The 15,702-nt window shown below is 59.7% G+C and carries 18 protein-coding genes; 9 read left to right on the top strand and 9 right to left on the bottom strand.

Annotated features, from left to right (window positions below):
• Nucleotides 1-47: 47 nt before the first annotated feature.
• Genes ACRZ94_RS09910 through ACRZ94_RS09900 form a run of 3 tightly spaced genes read right to left on the bottom strand, consistent with a single transcriptional unit; the run spans nucleotide 48 to nucleotide 2,532 of the window.
• Nucleotides 48-1,022, bottom strand: a complete 975-nt coding sequence (locus ACRZ94_RS09910) for a threonine ammonia-lyase (RefSeq protein WP_480652780.1) — start codon at nucleotides 1,020-1,022, stop codon at nucleotides 48-50.
• Nucleotides 1,019-1,846 carry an alpha/beta fold hydrolase gene (locus tag ACRZ94_RS09905; RefSeq protein ID WP_480797233.1) on the bottom strand — a complete coding sequence of 276 codons (828 nt, stop codon included), beginning with the start codon at nucleotides 1,844-1,846 and terminating at the stop codon, nucleotides 1,019-1,021. The genes ACRZ94_RS09910 and ACRZ94_RS09905 overlap by 4 nt, the downstream gene beginning before the upstream one ends.
• Entirely contained in the window at nucleotides 1,846-2,532 is a 687-nt protein-coding gene (locus tag ACRZ94_RS09900; protein ID WP_480797232.1) for a haloacid dehalogenase type II, read from the bottom strand. The genes ACRZ94_RS09905 and ACRZ94_RS09900 overlap by 1 nt, the downstream gene beginning before the upstream one ends.
• Nucleotides 2,533-2,659: 127 nt before the next feature.
• Here ACRZ94_RS09900 and ACRZ94_RS09895 point away from each other — a divergent pair, with 127 nt between their 5' ends.
• Nucleotides 2,660-3,088 (top strand): FKBP-type peptidyl-prolyl cis-trans isomerase, encoded by a 429-nt coding sequence (locus ACRZ94_RS09895; RefSeq protein ID WP_480652774.1) that lies wholly within the window; start codon nucleotides 2,660-2,662, stop codon nucleotides 3,086-3,088.
• A gap of 24 nt (nucleotides 3,089-3,112) precedes the next feature.
• Here ACRZ94_RS09895 and ACRZ94_RS09890 read toward each other — a convergent pair whose 3' ends face one another.
• Genes ACRZ94_RS09890 through fabA form a run of 4 tightly spaced genes read right to left on the bottom strand, consistent with a single transcriptional unit; the run spans nucleotide 3,113 to nucleotide 5,925 of the window.
• Nucleotides 3,113-3,298 (bottom strand): hypothetical protein, encoded by a 186-nt coding sequence (locus ACRZ94_RS09890; protein WP_480652772.1) that lies wholly within the window; start codon nucleotides 3,296-3,298, stop codon nucleotides 3,113-3,115.
• A gap of 59 nt (nucleotides 3,299-3,357) precedes the next feature.
• A complete protein-coding gene (locus tag ACRZ94_RS09885) occupies nucleotides 3,358-4,149 on the bottom strand; it encodes an enoyl-ACP reductase FabI (RefSeq protein ID WP_480652770.1) in 792 nt (263 codons plus the stop codon).
• Nucleotides 4,150-4,154: 5 nt separating this feature from the next.
• Nucleotides 4,155-5,384, bottom strand: a complete 1,230-nt coding sequence (gene fabB / locus ACRZ94_RS09880; RefSeq protein WP_480797231.1) for a beta-ketoacyl-ACP synthase I — start codon at nucleotides 5,382-5,384, stop codon at nucleotides 4,155-4,157.
• 31 nt (nucleotides 5,385-5,415) lie between these two features.
• Complete coding sequence (fabA, locus tag ACRZ94_RS09875; protein WP_037310912.1) at nucleotides 5,416-5,925, bottom strand: bifunctional 3-hydroxydecanoyl-ACP dehydratase/trans-2-decenoyl-ACP isomerase; 510 nt, start codon at nucleotides 5,923-5,925, stop codon at nucleotides 5,416-5,418.
• A 188-nt stretch (nucleotides 5,926-6,113) separates the two neighbouring features.
• Here fabA and irrA point away from each other — a divergent pair, with 188 nt between their 5' ends.
• Entirely contained in the window at nucleotides 6,114-6,530 is a 417-nt protein-coding gene (gene irrA, locus ACRZ94_RS09870; RefSeq protein WP_480797230.1) for an iron response transcriptional regulator IrrA, read from the top strand.
• A 2-nt stretch (nucleotides 6,531-6,532) separates the two neighbouring features.
• Here irrA and ACRZ94_RS09865 read toward each other — a convergent pair whose 3' ends face one another.
• Nucleotides 6,533-7,423, bottom strand: a complete 891-nt coding sequence (locus tag ACRZ94_RS09865; protein WP_480797229.1) for a LysR family transcriptional regulator — start codon at nucleotides 7,421-7,423, stop codon at nucleotides 6,533-6,535.
• A gap of 87 nt (nucleotides 7,424-7,510) precedes the next feature.
• Between ACRZ94_RS09865 and ACRZ94_RS09860 the strand changes: the two genes are divergently transcribed.
• Nucleotides 7,511-8,308 carry a phytanoyl-CoA dioxygenase family protein gene (locus tag ACRZ94_RS09860; protein ID WP_480797228.1) on the top strand — a complete coding sequence of 266 codons (798 nt, stop codon included), beginning with the start codon at nucleotides 7,511-7,513 and terminating at the stop codon, nucleotides 8,306-8,308.
• A 4-nt stretch (nucleotides 8,309-8,312) separates the two neighbouring features.
• Here ACRZ94_RS09860 and ACRZ94_RS09855 read toward each other — a convergent pair whose 3' ends face one another.
• The gene (locus tag ACRZ94_RS09855; RefSeq protein ID WP_480652761.1) at nucleotides 8,313-9,176 is read right to left on the bottom strand and encodes a hypothetical protein; all 864 of its coding nucleotides are present in this window, start codon (nucleotides 9,174-9,176) and stop codon (nucleotides 8,313-8,315) included.
• Nucleotides 9,177-9,296: 120 nt separating this feature from the next.
• Here ACRZ94_RS09855 and miaB point away from each other — a divergent pair, with 120 nt between their 5' ends.
• The 6 genes from miaB (at nucleotide 9,297) to lnt (ending at nucleotide 15,661) form a co-directional block, all read left to right on the top strand.
• A complete protein-coding gene (gene miaB / locus ACRZ94_RS09850) occupies nucleotides 9,297-10,616 on the top strand; it encodes a tRNA (N6-isopentenyl adenosine(37)-C2)-methylthiotransferase MiaB (RefSeq protein ID WP_480652758.1) in 1,320 nt (439 codons plus the stop codon).
• 182 nt (nucleotides 10,617-10,798) lie between these two features.
• Entirely contained in the window at nucleotides 10,799-11,563 is a 765-nt protein-coding gene (locus ACRZ94_RS09845; protein ID WP_480652756.1) for an outer membrane protein, read from the top strand.
• Between the two features lie 131 nt (nucleotides 11,564-11,694).
• Nucleotides 11,695-12,717 carry a PhoH family protein gene (locus ACRZ94_RS09840; RefSeq protein WP_170545099.1) on the top strand — a complete coding sequence of 341 codons (1,023 nt, stop codon included), beginning with the start codon at nucleotides 11,695-11,697 and terminating at the stop codon, nucleotides 12,715-12,717.
• A gap of 33 nt (nucleotides 12,718-12,750) precedes the next feature.
• The gene (gene ybeY / locus ACRZ94_RS09835) at nucleotides 12,751-13,245 is read left to right on the top strand and encodes an rRNA maturation RNase YbeY (protein WP_480652754.1); all 495 of its coding nucleotides are present in this window, start codon (nucleotides 12,751-12,753) and stop codon (nucleotides 13,243-13,245) included.
• Between the two features lie 35 nt (nucleotides 13,246-13,280).
• Nucleotides 13,281-14,168 carry a transporter associated domain-containing protein gene (locus ACRZ94_RS09830; protein WP_480652752.1) on the top strand — a complete coding sequence of 296 codons (888 nt, stop codon included), beginning with the start codon at nucleotides 13,281-13,283 and terminating at the stop codon, nucleotides 14,166-14,168.
• A complete protein-coding gene (lnt, locus tag ACRZ94_RS09825; RefSeq protein ID WP_480652750.1) occupies nucleotides 14,165-15,661 on the top strand; it encodes an apolipoprotein N-acyltransferase in 1,497 nt (498 codons plus the stop codon). Before ACRZ94_RS09830 ends, lnt begins: the two co-directional genes overlap by 4 nt.
• The last annotated feature ends 41 nt before the right edge of the window (nucleotides 15,662-15,702 follow it).

The following is a 15,702-nucleotide window of genomic DNA, read 5'->3' as shown; positions in this document are numbered from 1 at the left end:
CGGTGTCACACGTTCAAGTCTCAAAATGACCTAAAACGGGTCATTTGTCAGGTCAGGAATGCCAGAGCTTTGGCAAAGATGTCGGGATCGGCATTCCCGCCCGAGGCCACGACGATCACCGCGTCGCCCTCAATTTCGTCCCGGCGAAACAGGGCCGAGGCCAACGCGACCGCACCGCCCGGTTCAAGCACGATTTTCAGACGCAGGAAGGCATGTGCCATAGCCTGCAACGCCTCGTCCTCGGAAACTGACAATCCCGGTCCGCAGAGGCGGTTCAGGATCGGAAAGGTGATCTCTCCGGGCTGGGGCGTCAGGATGGCGTCGCAGATATTCCCGGCCGTGGCCGCGTTGCTTTGAACCTGCCCCGTGGCCAGCGAGCGTTTGACGTCATCGAACCCCTCAGGCTCGGCCGGTCGGGCGCGCAGGCCGGGGGCGTGCCCCTCAAGCGCCAGCGCGATGCCTGCGGACAGCCCACCGCCGCCGCAGCAGACCAGAACATCGGCCTGTTCCACACCCATCGCAGCAGCCTGACGCGCGATCTCAAGCCCGGTTGTGCCCTGTCCGGCGATCACCTGAGGTTCATCATAGGGACGGATCAGTGTCAGGCCGCGTTCTCGGGCCAGTGCCTCGCCAATCTCTTCCCGGCTTTCATTGGCGCGGTCATACAGGACGACCTCGCCGCCCAAGGCGCGGGTGTTGTCGATCTTTAGCTGCGGGGCATCCGCAGGCATGATGATCACCGAAGACGTCCCGTGCAAGGCCGCCGCATGGGCCACGCCCTGCGCATGGTTGCCCGAGGAAAAGGCGATCACGCCGCGCTGCCGATCCGCTTCGGGCAGGGCCGAGATCGCCGACCACGCGCCGCGAAACTTGAAACTGCCGGTATGTTGCAGGCATTCGGGTTTCACCAACACCCGGCGTCCGGCCAGTTCGTCCAGAAAGGGCGAAGTCAAAAGGGGCGTTTCGCGAACATGGCCTTGCAACCGTTGGGCTGCGGCCTCGATCATCTCCAGCGTGCTCATGCGGCGTCCAGTATTTTGTGAATCAGGTCCAGTGCGGGTGGTTCATCCAGAAACGGAACATGCCCGCGACCCGGAACCTCAACCGAGATAAGGCCGGGGTGTCGTTGGTGCATCTCGGCCAGAGTTTCTTTGCCCAACACGTCCGAGTTCGCACCCCGAATAACGCCGGTCGGGATGTCGCGCAGCGCTTCGAAGAACATCCAAAGGTCCGGGATCGCCCCGGCGGCGGCCTGTTCCAGCAATGCTTTGCGCAGGTTCGCGTCATAGCGCAGCGCCAAGCCTTCACCGGATTGTTCATATTGCACCTCAGCCTGTGCCCGCCACCGGCTGAGCGGTACGTCGGGAAATTGCGGGGCCATCACATGTTGCAGGGCCTGCGCGGCCTCATCATAGGTCTTGGCCACCGGCGCACGGCCAACGTAATCCATGATCTTGGCCATGCCCGAGGTTTCGATCACCGGCCCCACATCGTTCAGGACAACCGCCGACAACCTCTCGGGGTGGCTGGCGGCCAGCGCCATGGCGATCAGCCCACCGCGCGACGTGCCCAGAACGGCCACGCGGTCCAGCCCCAGATGGTCCAACAGCTCAATCGCGTCATGAGATTCGCGCAGCACGTTATAGTTCATGAAATCCGGGTCATGGTCCGACCGCCCACGCCCCCGGTAATCCATCATGATCAGGCGACGGTCGGACAGATGCGGAGCCACGAAGGAGAAATCCAGACTGTTGCGCGTTAGCCCCGCCAGACACAGCACCGGAGCCCCGGTCCCGGTGTTGCTGAAATACAGGCGTTTGCCGTCAGAAGTGGTGAAAAAAGCCATTAAACTCCAGCCAGTTGAGGGATCGTCGTCAGGTCGGACAGTACATGTGCTGGCGTCCATGGCAAGCGGTCCATCGGCTCGCCCGCGCGATTGACCCATGCGGTCACGAACCCATAGCCGCTGGCCCCGGCGGCATCCCATCCGTTCGAGCTGACGAACAGCACCTCATCGCGGGTGCCGCCAAAGCGTTTCTGCACCAGGTCATAGACGCTGGAATGCGGTTTGAAGATGCCGACGCTTTCGACCGATAGCACATCGTCCAGTACATCGCCGATCCCGGCTGATTGCACGGCGCCGTCCAGCATGGGTAGCGACCCGTTGGACAGAATCGCGGTATTCAGCCCTTTGGCTTTCAATTCGGCCAGCATCTGAGGCACCTCCGGATAAGCCTGCAACTCCCAATACAGGTCCAGTAGGCGTTGGCGCAGGGTGGCGTCCCCGTCCAGTCCGGTGGCCTCCAGCGCCCAGTCCAGCCCGTCTTGCGTCACATCCCAGAAATCCGCATGGGCGTCTGTGATTGCGCGCAGCCAGGTGTATTGCAGTTGTTTCAGCCGCCAGTGATTGGCCAACTCGGGCCATTTCTGCTGCAACTTCTCGAACCCCGGCTCGGCAGCGGCCTGCCGTGCTGCGGCGGCGACGTCGAACAATGTGCCATAGGCATCGAAAACGCATGTGGTGATTGGCATCAATTCCCCTCCCTCGGTTGCGGGCAGGTTGGCACAAGAGTTCATGGGGCAAAAGAGGGAAGGGTTTACATTACCGTGTCACCCCCTAGGGTTGGCCGCTTAACCCTTTGACGGCCGGAGGCCATTTATGACCGAGATCAAGCAAGGCGACACCGTTCGCATCCACTACACAGGCACGCTGTTGGACGGCAACGTGTTCGACAGCTCTGAGGGGCGCGACCCGCTGGAGTTCGTGGTCGGGTCAGGCCAGATCATTCCGGGGCTGGATACGGCCATGCCCGGCCTGACAGTGGGTGAGAAAAAGCGGGTCGAGATTGCCTGTGTCGATGCCTATGGCCCGATCAACCCCGCCGCCCGTCAGCAAATCCCGCGCGAAGGCATTCCGGCCGACATTCCGCTGGACCCCGGCACCCAGTTGCAGATGCAGACACCCGACGGGCAGGCCGTGCCGGTGACCGTGGTCGAGGCGGATGAGGCAACCGTGACGCTGGACGCCAACCACCCACTGGCAGGGCAGGATCTGATTTTCGATATTGAGGTTGTGTCGATCAACTGACCGGAATTGTGTCAGTCTTTTGGATCAGCCTGTGATCAGGCTGGTCCAGGATGTGAGGGCGGTGCGCACATCTGCCTGTGTGAAAAACACGAACAGCATCAGCAGCATGGTCAAGCCAAGCAGGGCAAGCCGCCCGCGCTGTCCAAGGAAACCCTGTTTGCGCCGGGACGCCCGCGAGGCGTTTGCGAGGATATTGTCAGCTTTACTCATACCGCTATCCCTGCCCGCGAAAAGTGGTCAAAACTTGGCGCGGGCGGGGAAAGATCGGGTCACATGTGATCGGGTTGTGGCATGCCCAGAACGTGGAAGCCGCCATCAACCTTGATAATCTCGCCCGAGGTGCAGGCACCTGCGTCCGAGGTCAGGTAAACGGCGGTGCCGCCAACCGCCTCAAGCGTGGCGTTCGACCGCATCGGCGCGTTCTGGTCGCAGAACTTGTAGGTCTTGCGCGCGCCGCCAATGGCCGCCCCGGCCAGTGTCTTCATCGGACCCGGCGAAATGGCGTTGACGCGGATGCCTTCGGGGCCAAGATCATTGGCCAGATAGCGCGTCGCCGATTCCAGCGCTGCCTTGGCCACACCCATGACGTTGTAGTTCGGAACAACCCGATTCGAGCCCTGATAGGTCAGCGTCAACAGCGTGCCGCCATTGTCCTTCATCAGCGGATAGGCGCGGCGGGCCACTTCGATAAAGGAATAAGCCGATACATCCATCGAATGTTTGAAATTCGCGCGGGTCGTGTTCAGAAAGCGCCCGGTCAGTTCCGATTTGTCCGAGTAGGCAATCGCGTGCACCACGAAATCGATCGTCGGCCAGCGTTCGCCCAGCTCATCAAAGGCACGGTCCAGCGAGGCATCGTCGGTGACGTCTGCGTCCACCATGAAATCGCTGCCCAGGCTCTGCGCCAGCGGCTCTAGCCGTTTTCCGAATGCTTCACCCTGATAGGTGAAGGCCAGTTCGGCGCCCGCCTCGTGCATGGCCTTGGCGATACCCCACGCGATCGAGCGGTCATTCGCCACGCCCATGATCAGGCCGCGTTTGCCTTTAAGAAGATCCGACATCACATTCACCCGTTATACTTTGACAGAACCATGGACCCGTTCGTGCCACCAAAGCCAAAGCTGTTGGTCATCACGCTGTCCAAACCTGCGTTTTCAACTACTTGAGTAGCAATTTCACCGGGCTCGATGCCTTCGGCCAGTGTGTCGACATTGATCGACGGAGTAATAAAGTCATTGTCCAGCATCAGCAGGCAGAAGATCGCCTCCAATGCGCCAGCGGCGCCCTGTGCGTGGCCGGTCATCGACTTTGTCGACGAGATTGGCGGCACGTTGCCCGCGCCAAAGATGCGGCGGACGGCCTCAACCTCACCCACATCGCCGACCGGGGTCGAGGTGCCGTGAGCGTTGATGTAGCCGACCTTGCGGCCTTCGGGGACTGTGGACAGCGCCAGGCGCATGGCACGCTCGCCACCTTCGCCGGACGGGGCCACCATGTCGTGGCCGTCCGAAGTGGCAGCATAGCCTGTGACCTCGGCGTAAATTTTGGCGCCGCGCGCAAGGGCGTGGTCCAGATCCTCAAGCACGACAATACCTCCGCCGCCCGAGATTACGAACCCGTCGCGATCCTGGTCGAACGCGCGCGAGGCTTTGTCGGGCGTGTCGTTATATTTGGACGACATCGCGCCCATCGCGTCGAACAGGCAGGACAGGGTCCAGTCCAGCTCTTCACCGCCACCTGCGAACATCACGTCCTGCTTGCCCAGCATGATCTGTTCTGCCGCGTTGCCGATGCAATGCAGCGAGGTCGAGCAGGCCGAGGTGATCGAATAGTTGATGCCCTTGATCTTGAACGCGGTCGCAAGGTTGGCCGAGATCGTCGAGCACATGCATTTCGGCACCGCAAAGGGCCCGATCCGCTTGGTCGCACCGGTTTTCAGCACGGTCTGATGCGCGGTCAGCATGGCGCTTGTGGACGGGCCACCGGACCCGGCCACCAGGCCGGTGCGCGGGTTTTGAACCTGATCTTCGCTCAGACCAGCATCGGCGATGGCCTGAGACATGGCGATATGGGCATAGGCCGCGCCGGGGCCCATAAAGCGCAGGGTGCGCTTGTCCACGTGCTCGGCCACATCAATCTTGAGCGTTCCGGCAATCTGGCTGCGAAAGCCGTGCTCGACCATCTGTTCGTTGGCTTCGATGCCGGACGTGCCAGCCTTTAGCGAGGCAAGAACCTCTTGGGCATTGTTCCCGATAGAGGAGACAACCCCCAAACCGGTGACAACTACTCGACGCATGTGCGTGCTCCTTATTTCAGGCCGGTCCGGCTCAGGCTTCGGACAGAACGACTTTCATGTCTTTGACGTCGTAAATCATTTCGCCGTCCGCTTCGACGATACCATCTGCCACGCCCATGGTCAGGCGGCGGGTCTGGATCGCCTTTTTGAAATCGATTTTGTAGGTCAGCATCTTGCGGTCCGGGCGCACCATGCCGGTCAGTTTGACCTCACCTACGCCCACGGCCATGCCGCGCCCCTGCCAGCCCCTCCAGCCCAGGTTGAAACCGGTCAGCTGCCACAAACCGTCCAGTCCTAGGCATCCGGGCATGATCGGGTTGCCGGGAAAATGGCAATCAAAGAACCACAGGTCAGGGGTGATATCGAACTCGGCCAGAACATGACCTTTGCCATGGGCGCCACCATCGCCTGAGATATCCGTAATCCGGTCCATCATCAGCATCGGCGGGGCGGGCAATTGCGCATTGCCGGGGCCGAATAATTCGCCACGGGCGCATTTCAGCAGATCATCCTTGTCAAAGCTGCTCGGGAATTGGGCCATTCTGCCGCCTCTCCTGCCAGGGGTCCGTTTCTTACATTTGGCCTCACCTAGCACCCGCATGCAAGGTCCTGCAAGAGCGGTTGCCGACATCCTGTTGTGTTCAGGGCATTCCTTGCGAATGAATTTCATTTGAAATTACCTGCCCTCAGCCCCTATATATAGGGCAGCAACGAACGGGTATCGGATACATGACACCTCAAAGCCAGAGCAGAGCCACAACTTGGTTAGTAGACGCCGGATTGCGTCCGACGCGTCAGCGAGTGGCCTTGGCCGAACTGTTGGTCGGGGATGGCCTGCACCGCCACGTCACCGCAGAAAGCCTGTTTGAGTCGGCGAAAAAGAACGGCGATGCGGTGTCGCTTGCGACTGTCTACAACACGTTGCGCGCCTTTTGCGATGCAGGGGTGTTGCAGGAAATCACCGTGGACGGTTCGAAAAGCTATTTTGACACCAATACCCACGATCACCCGCATTTCTTCTGGGAGGAAGAAGGCCGGCTCAGCGATGCCCCATCCGAGCAATTGGTGATTCAGCGCCTGCCCGAAGCCCCCGAGGGGGTTGAGATCGCGTCCGTGGATGTCGTGATCCGGTTGCGCAAGAAATAACATCACGTCACAAGCTGTGCCAAAGCGCGCTCGGCCGTGGCAATCTGTGTACCCGCCGGGCCGGTGCCGTGCCGCGCCAGCACCACGGGTTCGGCAGCGAACGGGTCCGAAATCGGCAGGCTCCGCAGAGGCATCTCATCATAACTGAACCCGGCGGGCGGGTTGGCATAGCTGACCGCGACGCCTTCGTTATTTGCGGCTAAACTGCGCTGAATTTCCAGCGACGCCGCGCGATGGGCTACTGTCGGGTTTTCCCCGATCTGCCGAAAAAGCCCCAACATATGATGGGCCGACAGCCCTTCATCGGACAGGATCAGTGGGTATTCGGCCAGGTCCTTGAGGCTAAGCTGGTCACGCGCCGCCAGAGGATGATCCGATGCAAGCAGCGCATGAGGTGCGCTTTTGAACAGGGTTTGCCGGGTGAATGTCGCGTCCATGCTGAGCCCGTAGGTGACGGCCAGATCGATTCGCCCGTCGATCAGGCCCGTGATCAGCCCTTCGAAATCATCGACCTTGTAGGATATGGCCACGTCCGGCATTCGGGCGCGCAGATGGCGCAGTGAGCGAGCCAGCAGAAAAGGGGCTAGATCAACGAAACAGCCCAGGCGCAGCCGCGCTTTGCGAGCGTTGGCCTCTTTTGCGTTCTCCAGCATTGCTGCGTTTGCCAACAGGCTCTCGGCCTCTTCGATGAAGCTGCGCCCTTGCGGCGTCAGCGCCATCGCCGCTCCGCGCCTGCGGGCAAACAGGGGATAGCCCAGCTGATCCTCGACCCGGGTCAGCGCGTTCGACAATGCTGGCTGCGAGACATTCAGGTGCTGCGCCGCCGCAGACAGGCTGCCATGCCGTCCGATGGCACAGACATATTCGTATTGGCGCAGGGAAATGTATAACATGAGCTTAAGTCTATCTTTGAAAGATATGACTTGAACAGAGGACTTTCCCGTGTGCACATCGCAAGCCTTACAGGTACGGAGACAGACATGACGCACCCTCTGGTCACGCAAGAGATGATCGGCACCTATCAGCGGGACGGCGTTGTCCTGATCAAAGGGCTGTTTGCCGATCATGTCGAAGCGCTACGCGAAGGCGTCGCGGTCAACATGGCCGAGCCGGGGCCTTATGCGTCAAACAATGAAAAAAGGGGCGAAACCGGCCTGTTCTTTGATGATTACTGCAACTGGTCGCGGATTGATCAGTTCCGGGACGTGATCGAGACCTCTCCGGTGGCCGAGGTTGCGGCAGATTTGATGCAATCGAAGACCGTGCAGATGTTCCACGATCATGTTCTGGTCAAGGAACCCGGTACCTCGATGGCGACCCCATGGCATCAGGACGGGCCGTATTATTTCGTCGAAGGGCAGCAAACGATCAGCTTCTGGTCGCCGCTCGACCCGGTGACACAGGCGACTTTGCGTTGCGTGGTCGGGTCGCACCGTTGGGAAAAAGAGGTGCTGCCGACCCGTTGGGTCAGCGAAGAGGGGTTCTTTCCCGACGAGGGTCAATACATCCCTGTGCCCGACCCGGATGCTGAGGGTATGAAGGTTGTCGAATTCGCGATGGAGCCGGGCGACGCCGTGGCCTTCAACTATCGCACGCTGCATGGTGCGCGCGGCAACCAATCGGACTGCCGCCGCCGGGCCTTTTCGCTGCGTTTGGTGGGGGATGATGCGCGTTATGTGGAACGTCCGGGCCGCACGTCCCCTCCGTTTCCGGGCCATGACATGACACCCGGCCAGCGCCTGCGCGAAGACTGGTTTCCGGTCCTGCTACGGCGTTAGGGCCTTAGAACCATTGGCCTGATTCGATCAGGCCAAGGTCCAGCAATTGGCCTGACGTCCACTGGAACGGCACCGAGTTGCGCCAGCAAAAAGTCGGTATGTCAAACGTGGAGCCGGCGTTGGTCTTCAACGCCTTGGCCGCCCTGAACGAACAGATCGCGGCGGTCATGTTGTGATGCCACGGGCAGGAATAGGTGTTGTATTCTGGTTCGTTGAACGTGTGGTCAGGGCGCCATTCCAGCCCTTTGCGCGATTTGAACAGGGCGATCCTGTCAATGCGGCGGCGTTCATAGGGGATGTGATCCTCGAACCGCCAGCGCAGGCCGCCGGACATGTCCAGCTGACGTTCAACCGGGTGGCCTTCGGCGTCGTGGCGGCTGTGGGCATAGTATCCGGTGCAGTCCAGCATCGCGCGGTCCGGGGAAACGCCGTTGGGAAAGGCGTTCAGATCGTCGGCATACAGATCGACGACATGGCTCAGCATCGCGTCGCGGCGTTCTTCGGTGTGGAAGGCCAGCAATTCTCCGACCGTGCGGGTCTCGCAAAACGGAAAGAACAGGTATTCAGCGTTGAAACAGTAATACATCCACAGGCCGGGCGCGGCCTGAATGATCCTGTTGATCGTCTCGAACACGACCTTGCCGGGCACGCAGGCCAGGGTAACGCGATGGATGCGCTCGGCCAGTTCGGGGTCCAGCGGGAATTCCTGAGGCATAAAGGCGATGACGGAGTTGAACCCCAGATGCAGGTGATGGCGCAGCGTGCTGTCGAGCTCGACCATATCCTCGGCAAAGATCAGCGCGACGGGGCCCTTGGCCAACGCCGATTTGCCTGAACTCAGGAAGGTATCGAGTGAGTCGTATTGCATCGCCTGTCCGGTTCCACTTTGCTGGAATCTGCGGCCAAAATCGGGTAATCCCCGCGGCATTGCAAGCGGCGTTCGTAAGGTATAGACGACGCCGATCCCGCGAACGCAAAGGCCATACCCATGTCAGAACCCAAAAAGCTGTACATCAAAACCTATGGTTGCCAGATGAACGTCTATGACAGCGAACGCATGTCCGAGACGCTGGGTGGGCAGGGCTATGTCGAAACCCAAAACCCCGATGATGCGGATATGATTCTGCTCAATACCTGCCATATCCGGGAAAAGGCCGCCGAAAAGGTCTATTCCGAACTGGGCCGGTTCAAGGGATTGAAAGCAGAAAAGCCCGATCTGAAGATCGGTGTCGCGGGATGTGTTGCTCAGGCCGAGGGCGAAGAAATCATGCGTCGTCAGCCTCTGGTCGATCTGGTCGTGGGGCCGCAGAGCTATCACCGTCTGCCCGAGATGGAAGCCAAGACCCGCACCGGAGCCAAGGCGCTGGACACGGATTTCCCTGAGGAAGACAAGTTCGAGAAACTGAAAAACCGCCCCAAGGCCAAGCGTGGCCCGACGGCGTTCCTGACTGTGCAGGAAGGCTGTGACAAGTTCTGTGCCTTCTGCGTGGTGCCCTATACCCGCGGGGCCGAGGTCAGCCGCCCGGCAGATCGCATCATCCGCGAGGCGCAGGATCTGGTCGAACGCGGCGTGCGCGAGATCACGCTGCTGGGTCAGAACGTCAATGCCTATCACGGTGCGGGTGCGAATAGCGACATGACGCTGGCCGGTCTGATCTGGGAACTGAACAAGGTCGACGGGCTGGAGCGCATCCGCTTTACCACGTCGCACCCCAATGACATGGCGGATGACCTGATCGAGGCGCACGGGACGTGCGACAAACTGATGCCCTATCTGCACCTGCCGGTTCAGTCGGGATCGGACCGCATCCTGAAACGGATGAACCGCAGCCATACCGCCGAAAGCTATCTGCGCCTGATCGAGCGCATCCGCGCGGCGCGCCCGGATATTGTGATGTCTGGCGACTTTATCGTCGGCTTTCCCGAAGAGACCGAAGAGGATTTTCAGGCCACCATGGATTTGGTGGAACAGGTCAAATACGGCTATGCCTATTCCTTCAAATACTCGACCCGCCCCGGAACACCGGCGGCTGAGCGGCCTCAGGTAGATCCGGTTGCCGCTGATGAACGGTTGCAGCGCCTGCAAGCCCTGATCACGCAGCACCAGCGTGAAATTCAGGACGCAATGGTGGGTCGCAAAGTGCGCGTTCTGTTCGAAAAAACAGGTCGTCTGCCCGGGCAAATGGTGGGCAAGTCCGAGTATTTGCACTCGGTCCACGTCTCAGGCGCCGATGTCGAAATCGGCGATTTGCGAGAGGTCATGATCACTGCCTCCGGGGCCAATTCACTGGCGGGTGAGCTGGTCTGATTTTCGCCTGAAAGTGCTGTCAGAAAGCCATAGTTGGCCCGTGTTTCGAATTTTAACTCTTGATTCACGACCAAAAACTATGTTCCGAGAAAGGCCAGATTTTTTCGGGTCGGGTGCGTCACGCCGGAAAGATCCAAAAACGTTCTGGCCCATTGGAAAGGTTGGAGCGATGGAGGTTACGAGTGAAAATTCTAACGCGTTTCTTTGCACCAAAGGGCTGGATTGTTTTTCCGGTTTCTTTGCTGATTTCGGTGATGTCCAGCGCCACAACCGCAGGCAATATTGAACCGGGGTTAAGCGATCCTCCGGTCATCAGCCCGATACGCTATGGCAGCGATGTGAAAGCGTTTTACCTGGGTCTGAGTGGCGGATATGCGACCGACGGAACCGACAGATTCGGTCTGAGAACACCGACCGATCTTTTCGAAGTCGGAGAGCTGGACCTGAGCGGCAACTATGGTGGTATCCGCGCGGGCTGGCGCGGGGTGCTTCCTTCCTTTGGTGGCCGCGACTATGTCTATGGCTTTGAACTGGGATATGATTTCGGAACGCTTGACGATGAAGTCATGACTCAGATCGGCAGCACCACTGTTTCCGGCGGGTCCGAGGTTTCAGACATTTTGTCCCTGCGGTTCCGCAACGGTCTGACCAACAAAAGTGGCCGGATTCTGTACTTTGTGACGGCCGGTTTTGTACAGGGCGATGTCACGACCTCAAGCAGCCTGACCTCTGGCGCGACGACACAATCATTTGGGGAAAGCGACAGCCGCAACGGGTTTTCCGTCAGTGTCGGAGCGGAGCACAAGCTGAGCAAGGATTGGTCCATCACCGGTGAATTCGAATATGTTCAATTCGAGTCGCAGGATGTTGTGTTTGGCAATGGGCTCTCGACGAAATCCACCCCACGTTACCGTGGGCTCAGATTCGGTCTGAATTACACGTTCTGACCGTTTGGCGTCTACGTGTCAGCGCCGCTCGGCGATTTTGTCATCCGTTTCGGAAAATTTGATTCTGTGGCTTGCGCCCACCAAGAGTTGTTGTCTACGCTCAGGGTGAAACGCCAAGACAGGAGAACGGATTGGCCATCGGTGCCCTGACCCCACCGCAAGATGACATGCCCCAGCGTGAGGCATTTGTTGAATTCCCTGACAACCGGTTGCTGATTGATTTGTGCGGCGAATATGACCGCAACCTCACCGAGATCGAACAAAAACTGTCTGTGCAGATCGTGCGCCGTGGCAACCAGCTGGTTGTCATGGGCGATGAAGATTCGCAGAAACAGGCGATTGAGGTGCTGCAGGCCCTCTATACCCGGCTGGAAGGCGGGCGCGACGTCGAGGCGGCCGATGTGGATCGCGAACTACGTATGGGTGGATCGGAAACCGGGACCGGCAGCCGTGATGGCGACCAGCTTGAGATGTTCAAGGGCGGCACCGTTGAGATCAAGACCCGCAAAAAACTGGTTGAGCCTCGCACAGATGCGCAAAAAGCCTATGTGCAATCGCTGTTCAACAACGAGCTGGCCTTTGGAATCGGTCCCGCAGGGACGGGCAAGACCTATCTGGCCGTTGCGGTTGGTGTGTCGATGTTCATCGGCGGCCATGTGGATCGCATCATCCTAAGCCGACCGGCGGTCGAAGCGGGCGAAAAGCTGGGCTATCTGCCCGGTGACATGAAGGACAAGGTCGATCCTTACATGCAGCCGCTCTATGACGCGCTGAATGACTTCCTGCCCGGCAAGCAGCTTGCCAAGCTGATCGAGGAGAAACGAATCGAAATCGCGCCTCTGGCCTTCATGCGCGGTCGGACGCTGGCCAATGCGTTTGTCGTGCTGGATGAGGCGCAGAATGCCACCACCATGCAGATGAAGATGTTCCTGACCCGTCTGGGCGAAGGCAGCCGCATGGTGATCACCGGCGACCGGTCGCAGGTTGACCTGCCGCGCGGGGTTCAGTCGGGGCTGCAAGACGCGGAGCGGCTGTTGAAAACGATCCCGAATATCAGCTTCAACTATTTCACATCGAAAGACGTGGTGCGCCACCCGCTTGTCGCCGCCATTATCGAAGCGTATGAGGCCGATTCAGGCCGTGAGACGGGGTAATCGTTCCGGGCTGCAGGCTTGGGACGGGATCGCATGAATCTTGAAGTAACAATCGAAGATGCGCGCTGGCAGGGGCTGGAACCCCTTGCCACGCGGGCGGTTGCGGCAGTGCTAGCCCATTGCGATCTGGATGCGGATCTGTGCGAGATCAGCCTGCTGGCCTGTGACGACGCCCGCATTGCGGAATTGAATGCCGAGTTTCGGGAAAAGCCGACGCCCACCAATGTGCTGAGCTGGCCCGCCGAAAATTTGGCCGCGGATCGGCCGGGCGAGGCCCCACTACTGCCCGAGCCGGATTTCACCGGAGAGATTCCGCTGGGCGATATCGCAATCGCCTATGACACCTGCGCGCGTGAATCGACCGAGGCAGGCAAGGCGATGGATGATCACGTCACGCATTTGATCGTTCACGGAACATTACATCTGTTGGGATACGATCACATTCGTGATGCTGATGCCAATTTGATGGAAGCGGTTGAGGTCGATATACTTGGCAAACTGGGTATTGATGACCCATATAATGTGTAGACAGGCCATTCAGGCCGATTATTTGGAACGGGAATATGGGCGATACAGACGGCAGTTCTATGGCGGCGCAGAGCGCGCAACCGGAGAACAGCGGTGAAGAGGTCAGAGAGAAAAGCGGATTTTTTTCTCGAATAGTGGATGCGTTTTCTCCTCAGGGTGAAGATGAGGAGCAAGTGGTCAATGGCCATGACGCCGATAAGGCGCAGCCGCGCGGCATGATCAACTTGCGCCGTATGCGGGTGGAAGATGTCGCCATCCCGACGGCCGAGATCATATCGGTCCCGTCAACCATCACCAAAGATGAACTGGCCCAGGTTTTTCGCGACAGCGGTCTGTCCCGCATTCCGGTCTATGATGGAACGCTGGATACGCCTTTGGGGTTTGTGCACCTCAAGGACTTTGCTCTGACTCACGGGTTTAATGGGGGCGGGGCCAAGTTTGATCTGGTGTCGATGCTGCGCACGTTGCTGTTCGTTCCGCCTTCGATGCCGATCGGCGTGCTGCTGACCAAGATGCAGACCGAGCGTCGCCATATGGCGCTGGTGATCGACGAATACGGTGGCGTTGATGGTCTGCTGACCATCGAGGACCTGATTGAGCAGGTTGTCGGTGAAATCGCGGATGAGCATGACGCCGATGAAGACCAGCTGTGGCTAGAGGAAAAGCCGGGCTGCTACATCGTTCAGGCCCGCGTGCCCCTTGAGGATTTTGAGGCCGAGATCGGACGCTCGCTGACCAGTCACGAGGATGTGGATGAAGAGGAGATCGACACGCTCGGCGGCCTCGTTTTCATGCTGTCGGGCCGTGTGCCTGCGCGGGGCGAGGTTGTTCTACATCCCGAAGGCCCTGAATTCGAAGTGATCGACGCCGATCCCCGCCGGATCAAGCGTTTGCGCGTCATGCTACCGGATCTGGCTGTATGAACCCTGTGAAGGGCTGGTCGTTTTGGGTAAGGCTCCTTCTGTCGGCCCTTTTGGGTGGGATAGCCGCATTTGGCCTTGCGCCCTTTGGCATTTGGGCGGCAACGCTGATCGGGCTGGTGCTGCTGGCGCCGTTGTTTCTGTCCACCGAGACACGTGGCCGCGCCGCATGGATCGGGTGGGCCTTTGCCACCGGGTATTTTACCCATGGCCTCAGCTGGATTGTTGAGCCGTTCTTTGTCGATGCGCAACGGCACGCATGGATGGCACCGTTTGCCCTGATTTTCATGGCAGGCGGGCTGGCCTTGTTCTGGGCGCTGGCCTTTTGGCTTGCGCGCCGGCCGGGACGGTCTGCCGTCGCGCAAGCTGTTTTCCTGTCCGTCAGCATATCCCTGTTGGAATGTGCCCGCGGTTACGTGCTGACGGGCTTTCCGTGGGCGGGTCTGGCACAGGTTTGGGTCGACACTTCGGCAATGCAGCTTTTGTCGCTGTTTGGGCCTTATGGCCTGGGGACGCTGACCTTGCTGATGACACTGCCGCTAGGTGCAGCATTGAGCCAGCGCCGTGGATTCGCGTTGCCCTTGGTCCTGACCCTTGGGTGCGTTGGGTTGGCGCTGGGCCACGCGTCAACGCGCCCGGTCGTCACCGAAACCGATCACATCGTGCGCCTGATCCAGCCCAACGCGCCCCAGCATCAGAAATGGGACCCGGACTATGCCCCGCTTTTCTTTGCGCGACAGATCGAGTTTACCGCCGCGGACCCAAGACCTGATCTGATCGTATGGCCCGAAACCTCGATCCCGGCCTGGCTGGGAAGTGCAGGACTTTATTTGGATGCGGTTGTCGATGCAGCCCAGGGTACGCCGGTGTTTCTGGGTATCCAGAGGGGAGACGGGCCGCGCATCTACAACTCGCTGATCTACCTGGATGAACAGGGGCAGCAAGCTGGCCTGTATGACAAACACCATCTGGCCCCGTTCGGGGAATATGTGCCCTTTGGCAACCTGATGGCGCGGTTTGGCATTCACGGGATGGCGGCCACGGCCGGGCATGGTTTCAGCTCGGGCCCGGGCGCCGCGCTGATGGAGGCGGGCAAGCTGGGCCGGGCCTTGCCTCTGATCTGTTATGAAGCGGTGTTCACTCAGGATGTGCTGTCTGCGCCGGGACGTGCCGATTTTCTGCTTCAGGTGACCAATGATGCATGGTTTGGGACGCGATCCGGACCGTTTCAGCATCTGGCACAGGCCCGGATGCGGGCAATCGAACAAGGTTTGCCGATGATGCGCTCTGCCAATACCGGCGTCTCGGCCATGATTGATCCCTTGGGGCAGGTGACGGAGGCGCTGGCGCTCGGGCAGGCCGGGTACGTGGATGCCCCGCTGCCTGTGCCATTCGAACCCACGATCTACGCCCGGATTGGGGATTGGCCAATTTTCGCCCTGCTCATTGCCGTTGTGGCGCTGCTTTGGCGCAACGCCCGGCGGGCGGCGGCATAAATACCGATTGACCCTTTTGAGCTTGGGGCGTATCCCCTCGC

The sequence above is a fragment of the Ruegeria sp. CH10 genome, assembly GCF_056537125.1.
The sequence above is the reverse complement of the archived record's forward strand: the minus strand, read 5'-3'. Positions and strand labels throughout refer to the sequence as shown.

What these genes read in the sequence shown, in the direction of transcription:
- fabA (WP_037310912.1), bottom strand. Translation starts at nt 5,925, where the DNA reads ATGGCCCAATTCCCGAGCAGCTTTGACAAGGATGATCTGCTGAAATGC.
- ACRZ94_RS09890 (WP_480652772.1), bottom strand. Translation starts at nt 3,298, where the DNA reads ATGAGTAAAGCTGACAATATCCTCGCAAACGCCTCGCGGGCGTCCCGG.
- ACRZ94_RS09885 (WP_480652770.1), bottom strand. Translation starts at nt 4,149, where the DNA reads ATGTCGGATCTTCTTAAAGGCAAACGCGGCCTGATCATGGGCGTGGCG.
- ACRZ94_RS09905 (WP_480797233.1), bottom strand. Translation starts at nt 1,846, where the DNA reads ATGGCTTTTTTCACCACTTCTGACGGCAAACGCCTGTATTTCAGCAAC.
- ACRZ94_RS09860 (WP_480797228.1), top strand. Translation starts at nt 7,511, where the DNA reads ATGACGCACCCTCTGGTCACGCAAGAGATGATCGGCACCTATCAGCGG.
- ACRZ94_RS09855 (WP_480652761.1), bottom strand. Translation starts at nt 9,176, where the DNA reads ATGCAATACGACTCACTCGATACCTTCCTGAGTTCAGGCAAATCGGCG.
- ACRZ94_RS09900 (WP_480797232.1), bottom strand. Translation starts at nt 2,532, where the DNA reads ATGCCAATCACCACATGCGTTTTCGATGCCTATGGCACATTGTTCGAC.
- ybeY (WP_480652754.1), top strand. Translation starts at nt 12,751, where the DNA reads ATGAATCTTGAAGTAACAATCGAAGATGCGCGCTGGCAGGGGCTGGAA.
- irrA (WP_480797230.1), top strand. Translation starts at nt 6,114, where the DNA reads ATGACACCTCAAAGCCAGAGCAGAGCCACAACTTGGTTAGTAGACGCC.
- miaB (WP_480652758.1), top strand. Translation starts at nt 9,297, where the DNA reads ATGTCAGAACCCAAAAAGCTGTACATCAAAACCTATGGTTGCCAGATG.
- ACRZ94_RS09865 (WP_480797229.1), bottom strand. Translation starts at nt 7,423, where the DNA reads ATGTTATACATTTCCCTGCGCCAATACGAATATGTCTGTGCCATCGGA.
- ACRZ94_RS09895 (WP_480652774.1), top strand. Translation starts at nt 2,660, where the DNA reads ATGACCGAGATCAAGCAAGGCGACACCGTTCGCATCCACTACACAGGC.
- fabB (WP_480797231.1), bottom strand. Translation starts at nt 5,384, where the DNA reads ATGCGTCGAGTAGTTGTCACCGGTTTGGGGGTTGTCTCCTCTATCGGG.
- ACRZ94_RS09910 (WP_480652780.1), bottom strand. Translation starts at nt 1,022, where the DNA reads ATGAGCACGCTGGAGATGATCGAGGCCGCAGCCCAACGGTTGCAAGGC.
- lnt (WP_480652750.1), top strand. Translation starts at nt 14,165, where the DNA reads ATGAACCCTGTGAAGGGCTGGTCGTTTTGGGTAAGGCTCCTTCTGTCG.
- ACRZ94_RS09830 (WP_480652752.1), top strand. Translation starts at nt 13,281, where the DNA reads ATGGGCGATACAGACGGCAGTTCTATGGCGGCGCAGAGCGCGCAACCG.